Source organism: Shewanella sp. HL-SH8, assembly GCF_051165765.1.
Lineage (GTDB): Bacteria > Pseudomonadota > Gammaproteobacteria > Enterobacterales > Shewanellaceae > Shewanella > Shewanella glacialimarina.
Genome location: NZ_CP195039.1, coordinates 3,125,242 through 3,146,386 on the forward strand (window position 1 = coordinate 3,125,242; position 21,145 = coordinate 3,146,386).

General features: G+C 42.9%; 14 protein-coding genes, 2 tRNA genes, 3 rRNA genes and 1 pseudogene. 7 read left to right on the forward strand and 13 right to left on the reverse strand.

What is annotated here, in order from left to right:
• Positions 1–69: 69 nt before the first annotated feature.
• Positions 70–918, reverse strand: coding sequence for an ion transporter (locus ACRWQN_RS13780; RefSeq protein ID WP_434938352.1), 849 nt, complete (start codon positions 916–918; stop codon positions 70–72).
• A gap of 156 nt (positions 919–1,074) precedes the next feature.
• On the opposite strand from ACRWQN_RS13780, the pseudogene ACRWQN_RS13785 reads away from it, so the two are divergent.
• A pseudogene (locus ACRWQN_RS13785) lies at positions 1,075–1,579 on the forward strand (L,D-transpeptidase family protein).
• A 40-nt stretch (positions 1,580–1,619) separates the two neighbouring features.
• Positions 1,620–2,219 carry a VOC family protein gene (locus ACRWQN_RS13790; protein WP_434938354.1) on the forward strand — a complete coding sequence of 200 codons (600 nt, stop codon included), beginning with the start codon at positions 1,620–1,622 and terminating at the stop codon, positions 2,217–2,219.
• Between the two features lie 108 nt (positions 2,220–2,327).
• Here ACRWQN_RS13790 and ACRWQN_RS13795 read toward each other — a convergent pair whose 3' ends face one another.
• Positions 2,328–3,134, reverse strand: coding sequence for a M23 family metallopeptidase (locus ACRWQN_RS13795; RefSeq protein WP_434940664.1), 807 nt, complete (start codon positions 3,132–3,134; stop codon positions 2,328–2,330).
• 163 nt (positions 3,135–3,297) lie between these two features.
• Positions 3,298–4,170 (reverse strand): 6-carboxytetrahydropterin synthase, encoded by an 873-nt coding sequence (locus tag ACRWQN_RS13800; RefSeq protein WP_434931573.1) that lies wholly within the window; start codon positions 4,168–4,170, stop codon positions 3,298–3,300.
• Positions 4,171–4,869: 699 nt separating this feature from the next.
• Here ACRWQN_RS13800 and ACRWQN_RS13805 point away from each other — a divergent pair.
• From ACRWQN_RS13805 to ACRWQN_RS13815, 3 genes are all read left to right on the forward strand, one after another.
• The gene (locus ACRWQN_RS13805) at positions 4,870–5,454 is read left to right on the forward strand and encodes a TetR/AcrR family transcriptional regulator (RefSeq protein WP_434938356.1); all 585 of its coding nucleotides are present in this window, start codon (positions 4,870–4,872) and stop codon (positions 5,452–5,454) included.
• A 134-nt stretch (positions 5,455–5,588) separates the two neighbouring features.
• Entirely contained in the window at positions 5,589–6,269 is a 681-nt protein-coding gene (locus tag ACRWQN_RS13810) for a type 1 glutamine amidotransferase domain-containing protein (protein WP_434938358.1), read from the forward strand.
• A 279-nt stretch (positions 6,270–6,548) separates the two neighbouring features.
• Entirely contained in the window at positions 6,549–7,169 is a 621-nt protein-coding gene (locus ACRWQN_RS13815; RefSeq protein WP_434938359.1) for a glutathione S-transferase family protein, read from the forward strand.
• A 678-nt stretch (positions 7,170–7,847) separates the two neighbouring features.
• Here ACRWQN_RS13815 and rrf read toward each other — a convergent pair.
• The 6 genes from rrf to gmhB all read right to left on the reverse strand — a co-directional run bounded on the left by rrf (position 7,848) and on the right by gmhB (position 14,276).
• Positions 7,848–7,963, reverse strand: a 5S ribosomal RNA gene (rrf, locus tag ACRWQN_RS13820).
• 144 nt (positions 7,964–8,107) lie between these two features.
• Positions 8,108–11,009: ribosomal RNA gene (locus tag ACRWQN_RS13825) — 23S ribosomal RNA — on the reverse strand.
• 362 nt (positions 11,010–11,371) lie between these two features.
• Positions 11,372–11,447, reverse strand: a tRNA-Ala gene (locus tag ACRWQN_RS13830).
• A gap of 145 nt (positions 11,448–11,592) precedes the next feature.
• A tRNA-Ile gene (locus tag ACRWQN_RS13835) sits at positions 11,593–11,669 on the reverse strand.
• 88 nt (positions 11,670–11,757) lie between these two features.
• A 16S ribosomal RNA gene (locus ACRWQN_RS13840) occupies positions 11,758–13,302 on the reverse strand.
• Together the 16S, 23S and 5S rRNA genes with 2 tRNA genes alongside form the textbook arrangement of a ribosomal RNA operon.
• Before the next feature lie 419 nt (positions 13,303–13,721).
• On the reverse strand, positions 13,722–14,276 hold the full coding sequence (gene gmhB, locus ACRWQN_RS13845; RefSeq protein WP_434926591.1) for a D-glycero-beta-D-manno-heptose 1,7-bisphosphate 7-phosphatase: 555 nt from the start codon (positions 14,274–14,276) through the stop codon (positions 13,722–13,724).
• A 159-nt stretch (positions 14,277–14,435) separates the two neighbouring features.
• Here gmhB and ACRWQN_RS13850 point away from each other — a divergent pair, with 159 nt between their 5' ends.
• Both ACRWQN_RS13850 and ACRWQN_RS13855 read left to right on the forward strand, forming a co-directional pair.
• Positions 14,436–15,107, forward strand: a complete 672-nt coding sequence (locus ACRWQN_RS13850; protein ID WP_434938361.1) for a GntR family transcriptional regulator — start codon at positions 14,436–14,438, stop codon at positions 15,105–15,107.
• 71 nt (positions 15,108–15,178) lie between these two features.
• A complete protein-coding gene (locus tag ACRWQN_RS13855; protein WP_434931569.1) occupies positions 15,179–16,264 on the forward strand; it encodes a ketoacyl-ACP synthase III in 1,086 nt (361 codons plus the stop codon).
• Between the two features lie 95 nt (positions 16,265–16,359).
• Here the strand turns inward: ACRWQN_RS13855 and ACRWQN_RS13860 are convergent, their stop codons facing one another.
• From ACRWQN_RS13860 to ACRWQN_RS13875, 4 genes are all read right to left on the reverse strand, one after another.
• Positions 16,360–17,058 (reverse strand): exonuclease domain-containing protein, encoded by a 699-nt coding sequence (locus ACRWQN_RS13860; RefSeq protein WP_434938363.1) that lies wholly within the window; start codon positions 17,056–17,058, stop codon positions 16,360–16,362.
• Positions 17,058–18,905, reverse strand: a complete 1,848-nt coding sequence (locus ACRWQN_RS13865) for a DUF294 nucleotidyltransferase-like domain-containing protein (RefSeq protein ID WP_434938365.1) — start codon at positions 18,903–18,905, stop codon at positions 17,058–17,060. Before ACRWQN_RS13865 ends, ACRWQN_RS13860 begins: the two co-directional genes overlap by 1 nt.
• A gap of 147 nt (positions 18,906–19,052) precedes the next feature.
• Complete coding sequence (locus ACRWQN_RS13870; protein WP_434926596.1) at positions 19,053–20,771, reverse strand: sodium:solute symporter family protein; 1,719 nt, start codon at positions 20,769–20,771, stop codon at positions 19,053–19,055.
• 13 nt (positions 20,772–20,784) lie between these two features.
• Entirely contained in the window at positions 20,785–21,051 is a 267-nt protein-coding gene (locus ACRWQN_RS13875) for a DUF4212 domain-containing protein (protein WP_226414645.1), read from the reverse strand.
• Positions 21,052–21,145: the final 94 nt, after the last annotated feature.

Genomic DNA, 21,145 nt, shown 5'->3' on the forward strand with positions numbered 1-21,145 from the left:
ATCGCGATTAATTTATACGACGTTATTGGGTTTATAGGGCATTATTTAGCTTATAAAAAGGGCTGTAGATTATGGCTGAGTTAAAGAGGCCAGTGATTCTAATTCACTGCCACAGTGGTTACAAAACTGAGCATCATTATCATGACCTTTTTTGCCACAATTACTGCATTTACGCAGATCGCGTATTTTGACCATTTCTTGAGAAATCTCAGCGGTTAAGATACCGGTCGGAATGGCTATGATTGAATAACCTATCAACATAGTTAACGCTGCTATAGCTTGACCCAGTGGCGTTTGTGGGGTGATATCGCCATACCCCACGGTGGTGATAGTCACAATAGTCCAATACATAGATTTAGGAATGGAGGTGAAACCATTATTAGGACCTTCAACCACATACATAACGACACTTAACACCAATATTATCAAGCTCACCGAAAAGAAAAATATAAACACCTTTCGACTTGATTGCAGCATGGCTTTTAATAACAAATTACCGTCGGCCAGAAAGCGTAATAACTTTAAGACTCTAAACACCCTAAATAATCTTAATACCCTAATGGCCAGCGCAAAATTTGCCCCAGGAAATATCAATGCGAGGTAACTGGGTAAAATAGATAAGAAATCGACTATGCCAAAAAAGCTGCGAGCGTAATGTAAGCGATTTTGCGAGCAATAAAGCCTAAGTGCATATTCAAGGGTGAAGATGATGGTAAATATCCATTCACCTATTAGAAAAAGTTCACCATAATCGGCATGTAAACTATCAATAGTGTCTAAGCTTATTAGCAATATACTCGCGACAATCGATACCAAAAGCGCAATATCAAATGCTTTACCCTCAGGGGTATCTGTACCAAAAATGATGGTCCGTAAACGCTGCTTTAGCGGCGAGTCTTCTAAGTGTGCTTCGTTCATGCTTGTTTAGCTCAAATCCTGAAAAAGATATCTAACATAACCATACCATTTACAAACAGATAACGTTAAAATCATTTCAATTAACTGATTAGTCCACTAAAAATGGCTAATTTACCCGCGTTATAAAAATAATAATATTCATTATACGGAGATATCATGCACTTGCGTTATTGGTTTTTCGCCCTCAGTATTGCTTGCCCTTTATTTGCTAGTGCTTCTTCAGCTCAGCCACATGCTAAAATCGATTTAGTGGTGGTCAATAAGTCCGAATCTCGTATGTCAGTGATGCGCGGACGGTAAAGTATTAAAAACCTATGTTATTGCGATGGGAGATGCTCCGCAGGGACATAAATTAAAAGAAGGCGATCAACGTACCCCGCAAGGACGTTACGTACTTGATTATAAAAAACCTGACAGCGCGTTTTACAAATCTATTCACATTTCATATCCCAATGATGAAGACAAACTGCGTGCGCAGGCGTTAGGCATCAGCCCTGGCGGTATGATAATGATCCATGGTCAAAACCCTCGTTCATCCATGTCACCGGAAGAAGCGCAAAGATACAATTGGACTAACGGTTGCATTGCCGTCACAAACAAAGAAATGGATGAATTGTGGCGCATGATTGATGCAGGCACGCCTATTGAGATTTGGCCATAATCAACAGGCCATTTAAGCAGCCTAAAAATTTGGACTTTTTATGAATTACAGCGTTTTGCAACACACTTGGCCAGACTTTAGCGTACAAATCCAAGCTTTTATCACACAGCTTGGATTAACCTCGCTGTCGTTAACTTGTGATCACGCTGCTTTACGCGTCAATAATAGCCAAACAGCCCAAGCACTTGCGGATGAATTTGCTCAGCTGGGTCAAGTCATTTCAAATAATATAATTAATGGTCGGCCAATTTTAATCATTAAATTATCTGAACCTATGATGATGGGGACGACATCAATTGAATGCGTTGAACTGCCCTTTCCATCAGATAAAGTGTATCCAATGGAAGGTTGGGAGCATGTAGAATTAGTGTTTCCGTCAAATGCGCAAACCTGTGATGATTTAGTATCCCAGTTAATAGCTCATGTACCGCAACTTGCAGACGTCATAGCCGGAAAAACTGATGTGAAGGTTAAACTTAGCTCACCTAAAGGTGATAACGAGCGTTTAGCCAATCCGACCATAGCGTTCAAGGCGAATGGCATTTGTGTCAAAGTACATCCGCACGATATTCAAACCATTATCGAAAGTGAGCAAGCAAACTCACCTTCTACGATTATTGGTAAACTAACTCGCGACTAAGCTTCGCTCTGTACAGTGGATCTTCTAGATACATATTGTTAAAAAAGGAGAACCTCTTTGTTCTCCTTTTTTAACAATCTTATTAATGCTGTTTAGCCCATCAAAGCGTTATTTTTTAGCTGTTTTTTCCGCAGCTAACACACTCGACATAGATGGCACGATAGACACAGGATCTAAACGCATTTGAAACCAGTTCAAACGCCAGTCTAAATGTGGCCCAGTTACACGGCCTGTTGCGCCTATTTCAGCCAGCTTTTGGCCTTGAGTCACTTTATCACCAACCTTTGGATATAACTTACTTAAATGTAAAAATGTCGAACTAACACCATAACCGTGGTCAATAATTAATGTCCCACCCGAGTAAAACATGTCTGGGACCGCTAAGGTAATCACACCGTCAGCTGGAGATACGACGACTGTACCTGTTGGTCTAGCGACATCGACACCAAAGTGCGGGTTACCTGGTACATCGTTATACACACGCTGACTGCCATATACCCCTGAAATCCGCCCCGTTACTGGCCAAATAAAATCCTGCATAAAAGCGTATTGTTCAATAAATGTCTCACGGGCGGCATAGGTTTTCTTACTGTCTTCAGCTGCACGCTTTTGCGCGACAGGATCAGGCTTCATAATTGTGGTACTGATCCCAGTCACACGATCAATTTTATATTCGCGACTGGTAACCTTAATAGGCTTAAGCTCAGTTAACCCTGTTGGATAGGTGACCTCCAACATTTGCTCGGTTTTAGCATCGCGGTCAAAACCAATAGCAAATTGCCCTTTGGGGGTGACTTTTACAGGTCCACCATTAAGCTTAATGCTACTGCCCACTGGCACAGTACCGCGCACCAATGCGCCCTGTTCAAATTGACCTTGAAAGGTAATCTCAGCGCTAGCTGGAGATATAAGCACACCCGATAGTAAAGCACTGCAAGCTACCGCAAACAATTTAATATGACTCAATTCCTTGTTACCCCTAATAACTCACAATAACTAACAGCAATTTAATAAACGACAATGACTTTTTTGTTTCTATCTATTTTGTTCAGACTATTACTCAGACTGCTGTTCAGGCCTATCCTCTGACCGCAATAGCGCCTTTGCCAATGCCTTCATAGGCAATCACTTTAAAATGGCTTTCAGGCACTTTAGCCGCCAAAGTTACTGCCATATACTCAGCCAGTAACTCTACTGTAGTGTCATGGGGAATAATATCGCAGCAATTTTTAGGCATGGCTAACTGGAAATCTCCCTGTGGCGCAACATAATGAAAACCGTAATGGGTATCATCACTGACATTGGCTTGTTTAGATAATTGCAGATCTGCAACAGGAACTATATCTTCTTCTGTGCCTAAATAAGCATCATGCCAACGTTCAGCCCAATACTCGTCCCATTTGGGCTCGGCTATGCCATTTTCAAATACGGTTACGGGGCTGCGATGACCGTGTGCAATGCGCTGACAATTGCCATCATGTTTACGTAAACCATGGCTGTAATGATAATAAGGCGTCGTCAGTACTTCATTACGTAATGTAATACTAATATCTTGCACATTGTCAGGTAATGCTTCGCGAAGGGCTTTTTGTAAAAAGTCATTCACACTTTCAAAGTCGATGACTTCTGTAGGGATGAGGGCAAATGCTTGTGATGGACAAGCCAAATGAATATCGCCCTTTTGACTAGCAAAATCCATCCACACTCTGTCACCCTGTTGTTGCCACCTGACTTGATTACACGCTGTTGGGATCAACAAACGATGGTCGGCAACATCATCAATGGTATTCTTAATGGTTTTTTTGACTTTAGAAAAATCAAGCACCATATTTTGCTCGTCTAGCCCGCCATCAAGCAGCACATCAACAATCCAGCTTTCGCCGACCATACCGCGAATGGGGCAAAGATAAGAGAAGTCTATTACGGTTAAATCTTTTACAAACAGTTGCATTAAAGCTCCTAGGCAGAAAAACAGTCCACCTCAGTGTGAATCAGTTCCAATTAGCAAATGGCCAAAGGACGATGAGGACAAACATTCTAAACAAAAGTCACTCTATGAGCGAGTAAACATATTAAATATGATAAAAAACGCTGAAAATAGCGGTTGATCTAACTCTATTTTATAACCCATCTCATTTATAAAGTGAGGTAAGTTGCATCACGCAACATCGAGGTTATATTTGCAAGAGAAATGACCAGCTTATTTTTTGCATTAACCCCATTGCCATCCTCAAACTAGCCAAGATAAAGACCATCTAGACCTTTAAGCCACTCGCCTTGACAATTTTATAGCGCAAATGGAAGTTATATACTCCCAGTTGAGAGGGATCCAAGTCGTTAATCTGAGCAAAGCCGACAACTAAACACCTTTTGACAGTGCTTTGACATTAGTAGTTAACCCATCAAAAACTGAGTTGTAATATTATTCGGAATACCTTTAAGCATAGATCGTGCGATGATATTAATAAATTAATCGTAGAAGATTTTTTACAGGCAAAAATTAATATTAAGAAAATACTATAAATTCAGATGCTCATCAGCCCAATATTAGTTGATAACAAAAAAGGATAGCCAGATTTGAAATAAGAACGAATTGATAGTCATAAGACACCCACTAGACGACTGGTCTATTTGAGTGTATTCTCACTGGATGAAAACAAGCACCCAAGATACACGCCAACATATTTTAGATATCGGCTATCAATTGATCGCAGCACGCGGCTTTGTCAGCGTTGGATTATCTGAACTCCTTAAACATGCCGAAGTCCCTAAAGGCTCGTTTTACCATTACTTCAAATCAAAGGAGCAATTTGGTGAAGCGCTCATCGAAGATTACTTCGATGATTATCAGCAACGTTTGCAAATCCTGTTTGGTAACCCAGCTCAATCTGGATTAAAACGTTTAATAACATATTGGCAAGGTTGGATGACGTCACAAGCAGATAGCTGTTCATCACAAAAGTGCCTAGTGGTTAAACTGAGTGCCGAAGTAGCTGATTTATCAGAACCTATGCGAGTCGCATTATTAAAAGGAACCCAAGTAGTACAAGGCGCGATTAGTGGCTGTATCACCGCGGGTATTGAAGATAAATCGATTAAAAAACTCAGTGCGGATGAGACAGCTGAACTGCTTTATAATTTGTGGATCGGCGCTAGCTTAATGGCAAAACTAAGCAAAGATGACAGAGGGCTAAAGCAGGCAATGGACATAACTATATCATTTTTAAAGCCATAGTCAGCGATGATTAATTGATTCTAAAAGATTTATGTAAACCGACAAGCTATACGATTTAAGGTACATCCTCACCGTTTTAGAGCGGATATTGACAACCAAAAAATAGACGACTGGTCTATTAATTAGGAATACAGATGAAAATTTTAATGGTATTAACCTCACACGATAAACTAGGTGACACAGGTAACAAAACAGGCTTTTGGCTAGAGGAATTTACCTCACCGTATTATCATTTTGCTGATAATGACGCAGTAATAGTGCTAGCTTCCCCTTTAGGTGGTCAGCCACCTTTAGATCCAAGTAGTGATGGTGCAGACTTCCAAACAGCAACAACTGCACGCTTCAAAAGCGATACTGATGCTCAAAAACAGCTCGCAAATACAGTACGCCTTGTCAGTATAAATGTAGCTGACTTTGATGCTGTCTTTTACCCTGGCGGCCATGGGCCACTTTGGGACTTAACTGAAGACAAACACTCGATTGCCTTAATTGAACAGACTTACCAGCAAGGTAAACCATTGGGTCTCGTGTGTCATGCATCAGGCGCATTACGCCATGCTAAAAATGCTGATGGCAGCTTTTTAGTTAACGGTAAAAAAGTTACAGGATTTACTAATAGCGAAGAAGATGCTGTGCAACTAACGGCTATCGTTCCCTACTTAGTTGAAGATATGCTGAAAGATAATGGTGGTATTTACACTAAAGGTGCAGATTGGGCTAGCCATATTGAAGTTGATGGCAACTTAGTTACTGGCCAAAATCCGGCTTCATCAGAAGCGGTTGCTCAAGCCATGCTAATGTTACTTAAAGTATAAATATTTTAAGCAACCTTTGGGTTTAATGGTTCATAAATAGCGGCATAATGGCCAAACTATTTAAGGCGTAAACAGCCAATCAATAACCCTAGCCAAACTGAAACATTGCTAGGGTTATTATTATGGCTATATAAAATATACTAACCACGGCAATCTATCGAATTAACCCTAGGTTCAAACCAAGTTAATCTTGATTCAGCTTAGTTAAATCTGGTTAATAGATTTATTAATTTCTATCTTGCCCGCTTTTAAAGGCAAACTGACAGTAAAGGGATTATTATGATCACACTACACCATCTCAATCAGTCTCGTTCGAAACGTATTTTATGGTTGTTAGAAGAACTAGGGCAAGCCTACCAAGTTAAAGCTTATCAAAGAGACAAAGTCACCTTTCTAGCACCACCTGAATTAACTGCAATTCACCCATTAGGTAAATCACCAGTCATTGAGCACAATGGCCTAGTCATTGCTGAATCAGGCGCCATCACTGAGTATTTAATCAATCAATTTGCAAGTCACTTAGCACCGGAATCAAATAGCACTGATTACGTTAGTTATATACAGTGGCTGCATTTCGCTGAAAGCTCTGCAATGTTACCTCTGTTACTTCGATTGTTTGTTGAAAAAGATGGCTGCCAAACCAATTTCATGGCGGGTTACGCCGATATAGAAGTCGCAAAAGTAATCGGTTACTTAAATGCATCTTTAGAAGGTAAGCGCTATTTAGTGGCAGATAAACTCACAGGCGCCGATATCATGATGTCATTTGTGATTGAGCTGCTAGCAGCCAGAGGTGAACTGGCTAAATACCCAAACCTTGAGCGTTACTATAAACAACTTAACACTCATAGCGGATTCACACGTGCCAGTGAAATTGAAGCTCAGCAGAATACCCTTTAGCGCCTTAAGCTACATATTGACTTATAACTTCATTAAGACACATTAGTTCAAAAAACATTTCAACCAGATAAAAAGTAAGGCTACCCGATTAAGGTAGCCTTACTTATTTGCGCCTAGAAATGATCTACTCTCACATGGGAATATGGGCCACACTAATACTGTGCTCAAATGACATGCTCAAATCTCAAACGTAAAAAACCGTTACGTTAGTAACGGGCTTATCAATCTCTTCTCAATGAAAATGTTTCGAGTAAATTAGGCACCTGGAAATGACCTGCTCTCACATGGGCATATCGGCCACACTATGTTTAATGTAAATTGTATGACTTATGCTTAAGAATAATTATTCCACACAAAACAAAAAGGCCACTCAATTAGAGTGGCCTTGCTGTTTTATTTGGCGCCTGGAAATAACTTACTCTCAGATGGGCATATCGGCCACACGACTTTTAGGCTCAAATGAGATGCTCAAATCTCAGACGTAAAAAAGCCCGTCACGTTAGTAACGGGCTTATCAATCTCTTCTCAATGAAATGTTTCGAGTAAATTTGGCGCCTGGAAATGACCTGCTCTCACATGGGCATATCGGCCACACGACTTTCATGCTTAAATCTTAGACGTAGAAAAGTCCGTTACGTTAGCAACGGGCTTATCACTACTCTTTCGAGTAAATTAGGCGCCTGGAAATGACCTACTCTCACATGGGGAGACCCCACACTACCATCGGCGATACTGTGTTTCACTTCTGAGTTCGGAATGGGATCAGGTGGTGCCACAGCTCTATGGTTTCCAGACAAATTTGGTTATCTAACGCTATTTAGCTAGCATTAAATAATAATTCGGAAAGCTGATTGCTTTATCTGAGTTTGAGTCTCGTCACACTATTTAAGCGTCCCATTCTAATACTAAGTCGTATCAGTAAAACCCATCTGGGTTGTATGGTTAAGCCTCACGGGTCATTAGTACAAGTTAGCTCAACGCCTCACAACGCTTACACACCTTGCCTATCAACGTAGTAGTCTCCTACGGCCCTTTAGAGAGCTTAAAGCTCTAGGGATGACTCATCTTGGGGCTCGCTTCCCGCTTAGATGCTTTCAGCGGTTATCGATTCCGAACGTAGCTACCGGGCAATGCCATTGGCATGACAACCCGAACACCAGCGGTTCGTCCACTCCGGTCCTCTCGTACTAGGAGCAGCTCCCCTCAATCATCCAACGCCCACGGCAGATAGGGACCGAACTGTCTCACGACGTTCTGAACCCAGCTCGCGTACCACTTTAAATGGCGAACAGCCATACCCTTGGGACCGACTTCAGCCCCAGGATGTGATGAGCCGACATCGAGGTGCCAAACACCGCCGTCGATATGAACTCTTGGGCGGTATCAGCCTGTTATCCCCGGAGTACCTTTTATCCGTTGAGCGATGGCCCTTCCATTCAGAACCACCGGATCACTATGACCTACTTTCGTACCTGCTCGACGTGTATGTCTCGCAGTTAAGCTGGCTTATGCCATTGCACTAACCGTACGATGTCCGACCGTACTTAGCCAACCTTCGTGCTCCTCCGTTACTCTTTGGGAGGAGACCGCCCCAGTCAAACTACCCACCAGGCACTGTCCTCAACCCCGATAAGGGGCCAGAGTTAGAACATCAAAACTACAAGGGTGGTATTTCAAGATTGACTCCACTCCATCTAGCGACGAAGCTTCAAAGTCTCCCACCTATCCTACACATGTAGGTTCAATGTTCAGTGCCAAGCTATAGTAAAGGTTCACGGGGTCTTTCCGTCTAGCCGCGGGTATACGGCATCTTCACCGCAATTTCAACTTCACTGAGTCTCGGCTGGAGACAGCGTGGCCATCATTACGCCATTCGTGCAGGTCGGAACTTACCCGACAAGGAATTTCGCTACCTTAGGACCGTTATAGTTACGGCCGCCGTTTACCGGGGCTTCGATCATGAGCTTCTCTTGCGATAACCCAATCAATTAACCTTCCGGCACCGGGCAGGCGTCACACCGTATACGTCATCTTGCGATTTTGCACAGTGCTGTGTTTTTGATAAACAGTTGCAGCCACCTGGTATCTGCGACTGCCGTCAGCTTAGGGAGCAAGTCCCATCACCAACAGCAGCGTACCTTCTCCCGAAGTTACGGTACCATTTTGCCTAGTTCCTTCAGCCGAGTTCTCTCAAGCGCCTTGGTATTCTCTACCCGACCACCTGTGTCGGTTTGGGGTACGATCCCTACTAACCTGAAGCTTAGAAGATTTTCCTGGAAGCATGGCATCAACTACTTCATCACCTTAGTGACTCGTCATCAGCTCTCAGCATTCTCACTAAAGAGGTGTTCCCGGATTTGCCTAAGAACACTGCCTACTACCTTAAACGCGGACTACCAACGCCGCGCTAGCCTAGCCTTCTCCGTCTCTCCATCGCAGTTAGCAGAGGTACAGAAATATTAATCTGTTTTCCATCGATTACGCCTTTCGGCCTCACCTTAGGGGTCGACTCACCCTGCCCCGATTAACGTTGGACAGGAACCCTTGGTCTTTCGGCGAGGGAGTTTTTCACTCCCTTTATCGTTACTCATGTCAGCATTCGCACTTCTGATACGTCCAGTGTGGGTTACCCCTTCACCTTCAACCGCTTACAGAACGCTCCTCTACCGCTTGCAGTAAACTGCAAACCCGTAGCTTCGGTGGTATGTTTAGCCCCGTTAAATCTTCCGCGCAGGCCGACTCGACTAGTGAGCTATTACGCTTTCTTTAAATGATGGCTGCTTCTAAGCCAACATCCTAGCTGTCTAAGCCTTCCCACATCGTTTCCCACTTAACATACACTTTGGGACCTTAGCTGACGGTCTGGGTTGTTTCCCTTTTGACAACGGACGTTAGCACCCGCTGTCTGTCTCCCGAGTAGTACTCATTGGTATTCGGAGTTTGCAAAGGGTTGGTAAGTCGGGATGACCCCCTAGCCTTAACAGTGCTCTACCCCCAATGGTATTCGCTCGAGGCGCTACCTAAATAGCTTTCGAGGAGAACCAGATATCTCCGAGTTTGATTGGCCTTTCACCCCCAGCCACAAGTCATCCGCTCATTTTTCAACATAAGTCGGTTCGGTCCTCCAGTTGATGTTACTCAACCTTCAACCTGCCCATGGCTAGATCACTCGGTTTCGGGTCTACGCCTTGCAACTAAACGCGCAGTTAACACTCGGTTTCCCTACGGCTCCGCTATTCGCTTAACCTCGCTACAAAACGTAAGTCGCTGACCCATTATACAAAAGGTACGCAGTCACGGTCTCAAGAACCGCTCCCACTGCTTGTACGTATACGGTTTCAGGTTCTATTTCACTCCCCTCACAGGGGTTCTTTTCGCCTTTCCCTCACGGTACTGGTTCACTATCGGTCAGTCAGGAGTATTTAGCCTTGGAGGATGGTCCCCCCATATTCAAACAGGATGTCACGTGTCCCGCCTTACTCGTTTTCATCTATGGTTAGTTTTCATGTACGGGGCTATCACCCTGTGCCGCTGAGCTTTCCAACTCATTCCACTAACACCCCATAGACTTAAGGGCTAATCCCCGTTCGCTCGCCGCTACTAGGGGAATCTCGGTTGATTTCTTTTCCTCTGGGTACTTAGATGTTTCAGTTCCCCAGGTTCGCCTCATACAGCTATGTATTCACTGTATGATGACCACTTATGTGGCCGGGTTTCCCCATTCGGATATCGTTAGCTCAAATGCTTATTACTAGCTCGCCAACGCTTTTCGCAAGTTATTACGTCCTTCATCGCCTCTGACTGCCAAGGCATCCACCGTATACGCTTAGTCACTTAACCATACAACCCAAATGAGTTTCACAACCCTTGTAAACAAGAGAATGAACTAATTAGACTGTATCGCAACTAGCTGGTTTTTACTTGTCTCACTCCCGACCAGGAAGTGTGACTCGCCTTAGTTTTTAGAATATTCAAGACACTTAAACAGTGTTTTGAGAACTCAAGATACTGATGCTTTCACATCAATATTATTTTTCGCACTAACGTAATCACACAAACGACAACGAATCATCATCTATGCGCCTTGAGTTAGTACTATCAGCTTTCCAAATTGTTAAAGAGCGGGCTTAAAAAAGCCAAAGATAAAATTTCGTTTATCTTTGGCATCTCGGACCAATATGTATGTTTCTCATTCAAGAGAATGGTGGAGCTATGCGGGATCGAACCGCAGACCTCCTGCGTGCAAGGCAGGCGCTCTCCCAGCTGAGCTATAACCCCTTTACATACAGTGAGAATTTACGTTTACCTTCTAAGAAGGTCAGCCATTTTATTTGGCTTGCCAATTCGAATTTATCCAAGGCAATTTATTGCGGCGTTTAGTTCACTAAACGAGCGGTAAATTAACACAGGAGAAATGAAGAATTGGTGGGTCAGAGTGGACTTGAACCACCGACCTCACCCTTATCAGGGGTGCGCTCTAACCAGCTGAGCTACAGACCCAACGTAATTTCTCTTTCTTTCTATCAAGTAATCTGTGTGAACACTCACATGCATCTCTGCACTTTAGGTATTGAGTTAGTCGTATAGGTAAGGAGGTGATCCAGCCCCAGGTTCCCCTAGGGCTACCTTGTTACGACTTCACCCCAGTCATGAACCACAAAGTGGTGAGCGTTCTCCCGAAGGTTAAACTACCCACTTCTTTTGCAGCCCACTCCCATGGTGTGACGGGCGGTGTGTACAAGGCCCGGGAACGTATTCACCGTGACATTCTGATTCACGATTACTAGCGATTCCGACTTCATGGAGTCGAGTTGCAGACTCCAATCCGGACTACGGCGTACTTTGTGAGATTAGCTCCACCTCGCGGCTTTGCAACCCTCTGTATACGCCATTGTAGCACGTGTGTAGCCCTACTCGTAAGGGCCATGATGACTTGACGTCGTCCCCACCTTCCTCCGGTTTATCACCGGCAGTCTCCCTAAAGTTCCCGACATTACTCGCTGGCAAATAAGGATAGGGGTTGCGCTCGTTGCGGGACTTAACCCAACATTTCACAACACGAGCTGACGACAGCCATGCAGCACCTGTCTCAGAGTTCCCGAAGGCACTAAGCTATCTCTAGCGAATTCTCTGGATGTCAAGAGTAGGTAAGGTTCTTCGCGTTGCATCGAATTAAACCACATGCTCCACCGCTTGTGCGGGCCCCCGTCAATTCATTTGAGTTTTAACCTTGCGGCCGTACTCCCCAGGCGGTCTACTTAATGCGTTAGCTTGGGAGCCCAGTGACTAAGTCACCAAACTCCGAGTAGACATCGTTTACGGCGTGGACTACCAGGGTATCTAATCCTGTTTGCTCCCCACGCTTTCGTGCATGAGCGTCAGTCTTTGTCCAGGAGGCCGCCTTCGCCACCGGTATTCCTTCAGATATCTACGCATTTCACCGCTACACCTGAAATTCTACCTCCCTCTACAAGACTCTAGTTCCCCAGTTCCAAATGCAATTCCTAGGTTGAGCCCAGGGCTTTCACATCTGGCTTAAAAAACCGCCTGCGCACGCTTTACGCCCAGTAATTCCGATTAACGCTCGGACCCTCCGTATTACCGCGGCTGCTGGCACGGAGTTAGCCGGTCCTTCTTCTGTAGGTAACGTCACAGCAGTAGTTTATTAAACTACTGCCTTTCCTCCCTACTGAAAGTGCTTTACAACCCGAAGGCCTTCTTCACACACGCGGCATGGCTGCATCAGGCTTTCGCCCATTGTGCAATATTCCCCACTGCTGCCTCCCGTAGGAGTCTGGGCCGTGTCTCAGTCCCAGTGTGGCTGATCATCCTCTCAGAACAGCTAGGGATCGTCGCCTTGGTGAGCCATTACCTCACCAACTAGCTAATCCCACCTAGGTTCATCCAATCGCGAAAGGCCCGAAGGTCCCCTCCTTTCCCCCGTAGGGCGTATGCGGTATTAGCAGTCGTTTCCAACTGTTATCCCCCTCGACTGGGCAGATCCCTAGGCATTACTCACCCGTCCGCCGCTCGCCGGCAAAGATAGCAAGCTATCTTCCCGCTGCCGCTCGACTTGCATGTGTTAGGCCTGCCGCCAGCGTTCAATCTGAGCCATGATCAAACTCTTCAATTAAAGTTTTTTGTTCGACTACGTCGAACAGCTCAATGAATTCTACTGTCATAATTCGCTTCGCTCATAAGAGCTAACGAGTTATTTACTACATTTCTGTAGTTTCATATTACTATGAACATTCATCGTTGCATTGAGTTTAAATTTTTGATTGCCAACATTCCGAAGAACAGAAGACAATTTCGAATAACTCAATACCTGTGAATGTCCACACAGATTACTTGATAAATTGTTAAAGAGCGGACTTGGTAACTTGCGTTAGACGCCGTGTTCCGTGTCAGTGGTGCGCATTATAGGGATAGTAGATTTTACCGCAACCCCTTTTTGCAAAAACTTTCAAATAAACTAACCAACCGAACACTTTTTAAACTAAGCGTACACTTAACCATCAAAAAAGGCCTGAAAGGCCTTTTTCGGCCTTACTAATTAAGTGTTTCTATAAAAGCGGGCACATCTGCAATGCTATCAACTACAATAGATGCGATATCAATTCCGGCTTCGTCTACCTTCTTACCACTTCTGACTAAAATACTGTGACCTATACCCGCAGCTTTAGCTGCACGGATATCATCAGCCTTATCACCGACCATAATTGAATTGGCTAGATCAAGTTTTAAAAACTTAGCCGCCTCTAACATCATTCCTGGTTTTGGCTTGCGACAATCGCAATCTTGCTTATATTCACCTAAACCTTTTTCTGGATGATGCGGGCAATAATAAATACCGTCCAGCTCAATGCCTTTATCAGCAAAGTTCCAATCCATCCACTCAGTTAAGGAATGAAAATCGTCTTCACTGTACATGCCGCGAGCAATACCCGATTGGTTAGTCACAACGACAAGTTTATAGCCCATTTTCTTCAATGCGAGGCAGGCATCAAACACACCTTCAATATATTCAAAGTCATCCGTTTGATATACATAGCCATGATCTTTGTTGATCACACCATCTCGGTCAAGAAAAACTGCTTTATTCACTTATTAATCCTCATTAATTTTCTGTATTAATTATCACACCGTCTTCGCATTTGAGCTAGCCCAATAAAGGATAATTATAGCGAATGACCATGTTTCACTTTATTAAGGCGCCATGAAGCGGTAACCTTGCTCGGTTATTTCGCGAAAACAAAAGAGCTAATGAGTAATATACCCCCTATCATTCACAAAACGCGTACTCAACTTGTAGTTGAAGTACTCAGAGAACAGATCCTTTCTGGTGATATAAAAGGTGGCGAACCCTTACGTCAAACTGCTATTGCTGAACAATTGAACGTCAGTCGCATTCCTGTACGAGAAGCTTTAGTACAATTAGAAGCTGAAGGGTTAGTTAAGTTTGAGCCGCATAAAGGTGCCACGGCCACGGTTTTATCTGTTGAACAGGTCACAGAGCTATTTGAACTCAGAGCAATGATTGAGTCAGACTTGCTTGCCAAGGCTATTCCTAATTTACAAGAAGCCGATTTTGAAGAAGCGGACAGAGTATTAAATGCATTAGAAAACGCATTTAAGCGCCAGGATTCTGTGGCAAGTTGGAGCGAGCTTAATACGCAATTTCATACTTGCCTATATAAAGCCGCCAACCGCAGCCATACACTCGAAGTCGTTCATGGTTTAAATACTAATTGTGATCGCTATATTCGTTTACAACTATTGTTAACAGGTGGGATCCCCACTGCGGAGCGAGAGCACCGTGAATTACTTGAGTTATGCCAAAGAAAAGATATTGAAAAAGCGACACACTTATTGCGTGAACATATTCTTCACGCTGCTGAAGCTATTACAAAGTTAGTTGTTAAGCATTTAGACTAGACGACTTCAAGACTGAGTGGGTCAAATATTACCTTAATCGCTTGTTTTATTTATACATTGAGAGAAGTTTTATGCAGTATGCACATATCACCGGATGGGGAAAAGCTGTCCCTCCCGCATCGCTAACCAACGATGACCTTGCCACCTTTATGGAAACATCTGATGAGTGGATTAAATCTCGTACAGGTATTAGTAAACGTAATATTAGTCACGTTAATACTTCTGTACTGGCCAGCGTTGCTGCACAACATGCTTTAGCTGCTGCCGGGATTGATGGCAGTGAGTTGGATTTAATTATTCTAGCAACGGCCAGCCCTGATAGTTTAATTCCTAATATAGCCTCTACTGTACAAGCAAATATTGGTGCAACATGCGGCGCATTTGATATAAATGCGGCATGCAGTGGTTTTCTATACGGCGTAGGATTAGCAAGCTCGTTAATTAAAAGCGGCCAGAATAAAAAAGTATTAGTTATTGGTGCTGAACGTTTATCTTTTTACTTAGACTGGTCTCGTCGTGAAACTGCGGTGTTATTTGGCGATGGTGCTGGTGCGGTCATTTTAGAAGCCCGTGATGAAGAAGGCGGAGTATTAGGCTATGAGCTTAATAATGATCCTGATGGACGTGAAATTTTAAAATCGAATTTTGGCAGCCAAATGGATCGCTTAGACAGTAGCTCGTTAGATTTCTATATTGAGTTTAATGGCCAAGAAATCTTCAAACGCGCCATTCAGGGTATGGGATCTTTAAGTACTAAAGTACTTGAGAAATGCAATGTTGATAAAGATGATGTCGATTGGGTTATTCCTCATCAAGCTAACGAACGTATCATAGATACTTTGGTCAGTCGGATGAAAATTCCTAAAGAAAAAGCCATCGTCAATATAGCAAACTATGGCAATACATCAGCTGCGACTATCCCAATTGCTATTTGTGATGCACTAGATAAAGGCTTAATTGAGCCTGGACAAACTATTTTATCCTGTGCATTTGGTGCTGGACTGACATCAGCAGCTTTACTTTTTAAATGGACTGACCGCGTTACTCCTATTAATACTAGTGAAGCCAAAGTGCCAGATTGTGAGCAAACTGCACTAGAATTAATTAAACCTGCGGTGGATTACTTTTTCAATAAAGCTGAGCAAGAAGGTCGATAGACCTAATATATAAAACGATACTCTATCGTACTTATAAAATAAGCCAGTCAATTGACTGGCTTATTTTATGTTTGAATTTAAGCTGTTAATTAGAGCTATTTAGTTACCCCAATTAACTCATAGCATTTGATGTTTTTAGTTCCGCCTAATGCCGATACTTGCGCTAAAAATAACTCAGCACAGGCAATTGCATCTATTAATGCATTATGTCCACCATATACAGGCAAGTGATAACGTTCTCGACTTTGCCCTAATCGAACACACCCTTTAACTAAGTGGTCATGCTGACGCAGGTAGCGTGTTTTTTCAATCGCTAAGGTGTCAATAAAAGGCAAGAGTACTTTTTGTCCAAATACACTGTGTAAGTTTTTTTGAATAAATGCCATATCCATTGGCGCATGGTGTGCTACCAAAATATACCCTTGGGTTTCTTTTAGTAACCAATTCATTGCTAAATCAATGGGTAAAGCATCTTGTAATTGATGATCAACAATACCGTGAACAGTCGCACTTTGGCCTACACTACCATCGATTGAAATCATCAAATGTTGAGCTTGAGACAGGGGGATTTGTCCTTGAATGATAGGTACAATACCCATACTAATGATCTGATCCTTCTCAGCATTAAGGCCGGTCATTTCCAAATCAATCGCCATCAATTTAGCATCAAAGATAGTGCGATTAAATTGGTTTGTTAATGCCCGCTGATAATCCGCTAATATCGACTTTTCGCCCTGCTGATTTACCAGTGAATCTAACCAAAACCGACCTTTAAGCCATAAATGATTGACCACTAAAAACTCCGGGTAAACTTAAGTTTCAAACCTGATTGAGCATCATGGACCACTTTAAAGGCATCCCGTAATTGATGGCGCAATAAAGATGACAAATCCTGTGGCTTTAAAAAATTACTCACAACCAAATTATTAGTCGCCTGATATCCCTGATTAGCTAAGCGCATATGCGCTATAAACTCATGGGCGTCCGCTAAATTAAGGGCATCTTTGCGATTAATGATATTGGCGTCCATTAACGCGCGAATACGTTTAGCGGTATTGACCTCCTTAATGCCGGCACTTAGAGCATAGACTCTGGCAATATCATTGATTAACGCACTGCCCTTGTGCTTCAAATCCATGCCTTTGACTTCACTGCCATCTCGTTCAAGTACAAATTTTCTGAAAAAACCTAAAGGCGGTGATTGCTGTAATGAGTTACCCGCCATACCAGCTAAAAAGATGTCATTATTTTGGGTATGCGACATCACTGAGTTCTGTAATTCATCAAACAAGGTTTGCGGTCCATACACTGCGCGCATATCAAAGAAAATACTGGCGTGCATTAGGGCTTTAGGATCAGGTGTGAGTACCCACTTTTTGAATTTATTTTGCCATTCGAGGAGTGATAACCGCCACTTAGGATTTTGCGCCATAATATCGCCAGGACAATAGATATAACCGCATTGATCAAGTCCCTTACAAACCGCATGGGTTAATTTATCGAAGTAAGCCGCTGCGAACTCATCCGGTTCATGTGCTAATAACAAACCATTATCTTGATCTGAACAAGCCACTTGATCTTGCCTACCTTGCGAGCCAAAAGCTAACCAACAAAAAGCCATCGGAGCTTTACCCAATAATTGCTGATTTAGTACAATTAAGCGGCGGGTTAATGCATCTGTGACCGGCGTTAACACTCTGCCAATCTCTTCTGCCCGTGCATCAGCACTTATAAGGTTTTGTAATAATACTGGGATTTGCTTACTGACAAAGATCAACTTTTCAATTGAATCCTGGCGGTCTATTTCACCAATTAATAATAATGGTTGTGAACTCTGGGCACGTAAAATATCAGTACTGGTGACCATACCTTTAGCTTGATTATTGTCTATTACAGGTAAATGATGAATATTATATTCACTCATCAATAACATAGCTTCAAATACCAGTGCATTAGAGGCCACGGTTTTGGGCTGAACAGTCATTACTTGGTTTACACAAATATTGCCATCAAAACCTTCTGCTAAGACTCTATTTCGTAAATCGCGATCAGTGACAATACCGACTAAACCGTGATCATTTAACACCAACACAGATGAAACCCTATTATCGCGCATTAACTTTGCAGCATTTTGCACGCTGGCGTTGGTAGCAATACAAATTGGATTTTTAGACATCATATTAGTAATGCGACTGGTCGTAGTGAGATCTTTGGCTTTAAACTTATGTTCATTACGTAATCGCTGAGCAAACGCACGGGTAAAAAACGTATCAAACTGACGATTATGGGTTTTTAATTCGGTGAATAAATGTTGGGGGATATGATAAACCAAGCCATCTTCTAAAATAGCGACCTTGTTAACCACTTTTTCGCCTGACAATAATGTCGAAAAACCAAAACATTCTCCCTCTGCGACTCTATCAACTAATACACCCTGTGGATCTCTAACTTCAAATGCGCCACTTCTAACCAAATATAATTTAGGATTATCAGGATCAAACTCAACAAATGCTGATGCCTTTGCGTAATAGCCAATATTAATTTCCCTAGCACAGCGCTCAACTAAGGCTTTAGACAATAGATCAAAAGGTGCATGGGTTTGCAAAAACTGCTCAATTGGCTGTAATTCACTGGCATTCATATTATTTTCTCATTGGCGGTTTTATTTAATATACCTGTGCCAACTGAATACTGGCTATAAGACTTAAGCCCAAGCTTACTATATTTAGTCAATAAAAAAGAGCGCCGAGGCGCTCCTTTTAAAGGGGTCTAAATAAGGGATGAATAATTAGTGGTTTTGCGCTTCGCCTGCTCCTTGTGGGAAACGAATCGATTCAACCATATCAACAACATCTTGAGGTACAGGCTTAGTGACTTTACTGACAGCAAAAGCAACAGCGAAGTTAATAAACATACCAACCATACCAAACCCTTCTGGTGAAATACCTAAGAACCAATTATCACTTGTATTAGCAGCAGGGTTAATAAACTTAAAGTACACAATATAAGCAGCGGTAGATAGCAAGCCTAATACCATACCGGCAATTGCACCCTCTCTATTTACCTTTTTAGAGAAGATCCCCATGATAATTGCAGGGAAAAGTGATGCAGCGGCTAAACCGAAGGCTATCGCAACCACCGCGGCCACAAATCCAGGTGGATTTATCCCAAAGTAACCAGCCATTACAACACCCAATGCTGCTGCAATACGCGCATACATTAACTCTTTCTTATCAGAGATATCCGGCATGAGATTTTTCTTAAGCAAATCATGCGACACCGATGTTGATATCACTAATAGTAAACCCGCTGACGTTGATAGTGCAGCAGCTAAACCACCTGCAGCAACTAAGGCAATAACCCACGCAGGCAGACTGGCAATCTCAGGCGTTGCTAGCACAATAATATCACGGTCAATGGTCATCTCATTTGAATCACCATTAGCATAAGATATTTTGCCATCACTGTTTTTATCATCCCACGTAATTAAGCCAGTTTTTTCCCAGTTTTTAATCCACTGTGGCGCGGCTTCATAAGCGACACCGGTAGAATCTGGTCCATTAATGGTCTCAATCATATTAACACGAGAGAAAGCAGCTAAAGCAGGTACTGTTGTGTACATAATAGCAATAAACACTAGCGCCCAACCCGCAGATAAACGTGCATCTTTTACTCTAGGTACAGTAAAGAAACGAACAATCACATGGGGCAAACCTGCAGTACCAAACATCAATGCGCCTGTAATAAAGAACACATCAATCATTTCTTTAGAGCCTTCTGTATACTGGGAGAATCCCAATTCAGCAGAAAGACCATCAAGCTTGTCGAGTAAGAAGACTCCGGTACCATTACCTGCAGCATCAACTAGCTCAGCACCAAAACCGATTTGCGGCAGAATATGACCTGTCATCATCACAGAGATAAAGATTGCTGGAACCATAAAGGCAAATATCAACACACAATATTGTGCAACCTGAGTGTAGGTAATCCCTTTCATTCCACCTAAAACAGCATAGAAAAACACCACTGCCATACCAATATATACGCCAGTTTCAACTTCGACTTCTAAGAAGCGAGAGAAGACCACACCGACACCGCGCATTTGACCCGCAATATAAGTAAAACAGATGAAAATGGCACAAATTACCGCAACAGTACGGGCAGTTTGTGAGTAATAGCGGTCACCGATAAAATCAGGAACCGTGAATTTACCAAACTTACGTAAGTAAGGCGCCATACACAAGGCTAATAAAACATAACCCCCTGTCCAGCCCATTAAATAAACTGAACCATCATAACCTGTAAATGACACAATACCCGCTAGCGAGATAAAGGATGCCGCCGACATCCAATCTGCTGCGGTAGCCATACCGTTCATTACCGGATGCACACCACCACCGGCTACATAAAACTCTTGAGTGGAACCAGCTCTCGCCCAAATCGCGATGCCAATGTATAGCGCAAATGTCGCGCCAACAATAATATATGTTAATGTTTGAACATCCATTTTTCAGTGCTCCTTAATCTTCGTGAACATCATATTTCTTGTCTAGGGCATTTGCTTTTGCCACATAAACAAAAATCAGCGCCACGAATACATACATTGCACCCTGCTGCGCAAACCAAAAGCCTAATTTGAATCCCATAAAGGAAAACTCATTAAGCACGTCTACTAATAAAATACCGCAGCCAAATGAAACTGCAGCCCAAATTGCTAGCAGTACAAGTACTAAACGTAAATTTTCACGCCAATACCCTGCTGCCTTTTCGTTATTTTCAAAAGCCATTGCGACTTCCCCTGTATTGTTTTTTTAAAGTCGAATTGTAAAGTCATTGTTAATTTAGCAACTCACAGGGGTTCGACAATCAAGACCTTAGTCT

What these genes read in the sequence shown, in the direction of transcription:
- ACRWQN_RS13780 (WP_434938352.1), bottom strand. Translation starts at nt 918, where the DNA reads ATGAACGAAGCACACTTAGAAGACTCGCCGCTAAAGCAGCGTTTACGG.
- ACRWQN_RS13790 (WP_434938354.1), top strand. Translation starts at nt 1,620, where the DNA reads ATGAATTACAGCGTTTTGCAACACACTTGGCCAGACTTTAGCGTACAA.
- ACRWQN_RS13800 (WP_434931573.1), bottom strand. Translation starts at nt 4,170, where the DNA reads ATGCAACTGTTTGTAAAAGATTTAACCGTAATAGACTTCTCTTATCTT.
- ACRWQN_RS13805 (WP_434938356.1), top strand. Translation starts at nt 4,870, where the DNA reads ATGAAAACAAGCACCCAAGATACACGCCAACATATTTTAGATATCGGC.
- ACRWQN_RS13810 (WP_434938358.1), top strand. Translation starts at nt 5,589, where the DNA reads ATGAAAATTTTAATGGTATTAACCTCACACGATAAACTAGGTGACACA.
- ACRWQN_RS13815 (WP_434938359.1), top strand. Translation starts at nt 6,549, where the DNA reads ATGATCACACTACACCATCTCAATCAGTCTCGTTCGAAACGTATTTTA.
- ACRWQN_RS13850 (WP_434938361.1), top strand. Translation starts at nt 14,436, where the DNA reads ATGAGTAATATACCCCCTATCATTCACAAAACGCGTACTCAACTTGTA.
- ACRWQN_RS13855 (WP_434931569.1), top strand. Translation starts at nt 15,179, where the DNA reads ATGCAGTATGCACATATCACCGGATGGGGAAAAGCTGTCCCTCCCGCA.
- ACRWQN_RS13865 (WP_434938365.1), bottom strand. Translation starts at nt 18,905, where the DNA reads ATGAATGCCAGTGAATTACAGCCAATTGAGCAGTTTTTGCAAACCCAT.
- ACRWQN_RS13870 (WP_434926596.1), bottom strand. Translation starts at nt 20,771, where the DNA reads ATGGATGTTCAAACATTAACATATATTATTGTTGGCGCGACATTTGCG.
- ACRWQN_RS13875 (WP_226414645.1), bottom strand. Translation starts at nt 21,051, where the DNA reads ATGGCTTTTGAAAATAACGAAAAGGCAGCAGGGTATTGGCGTGAAAAT.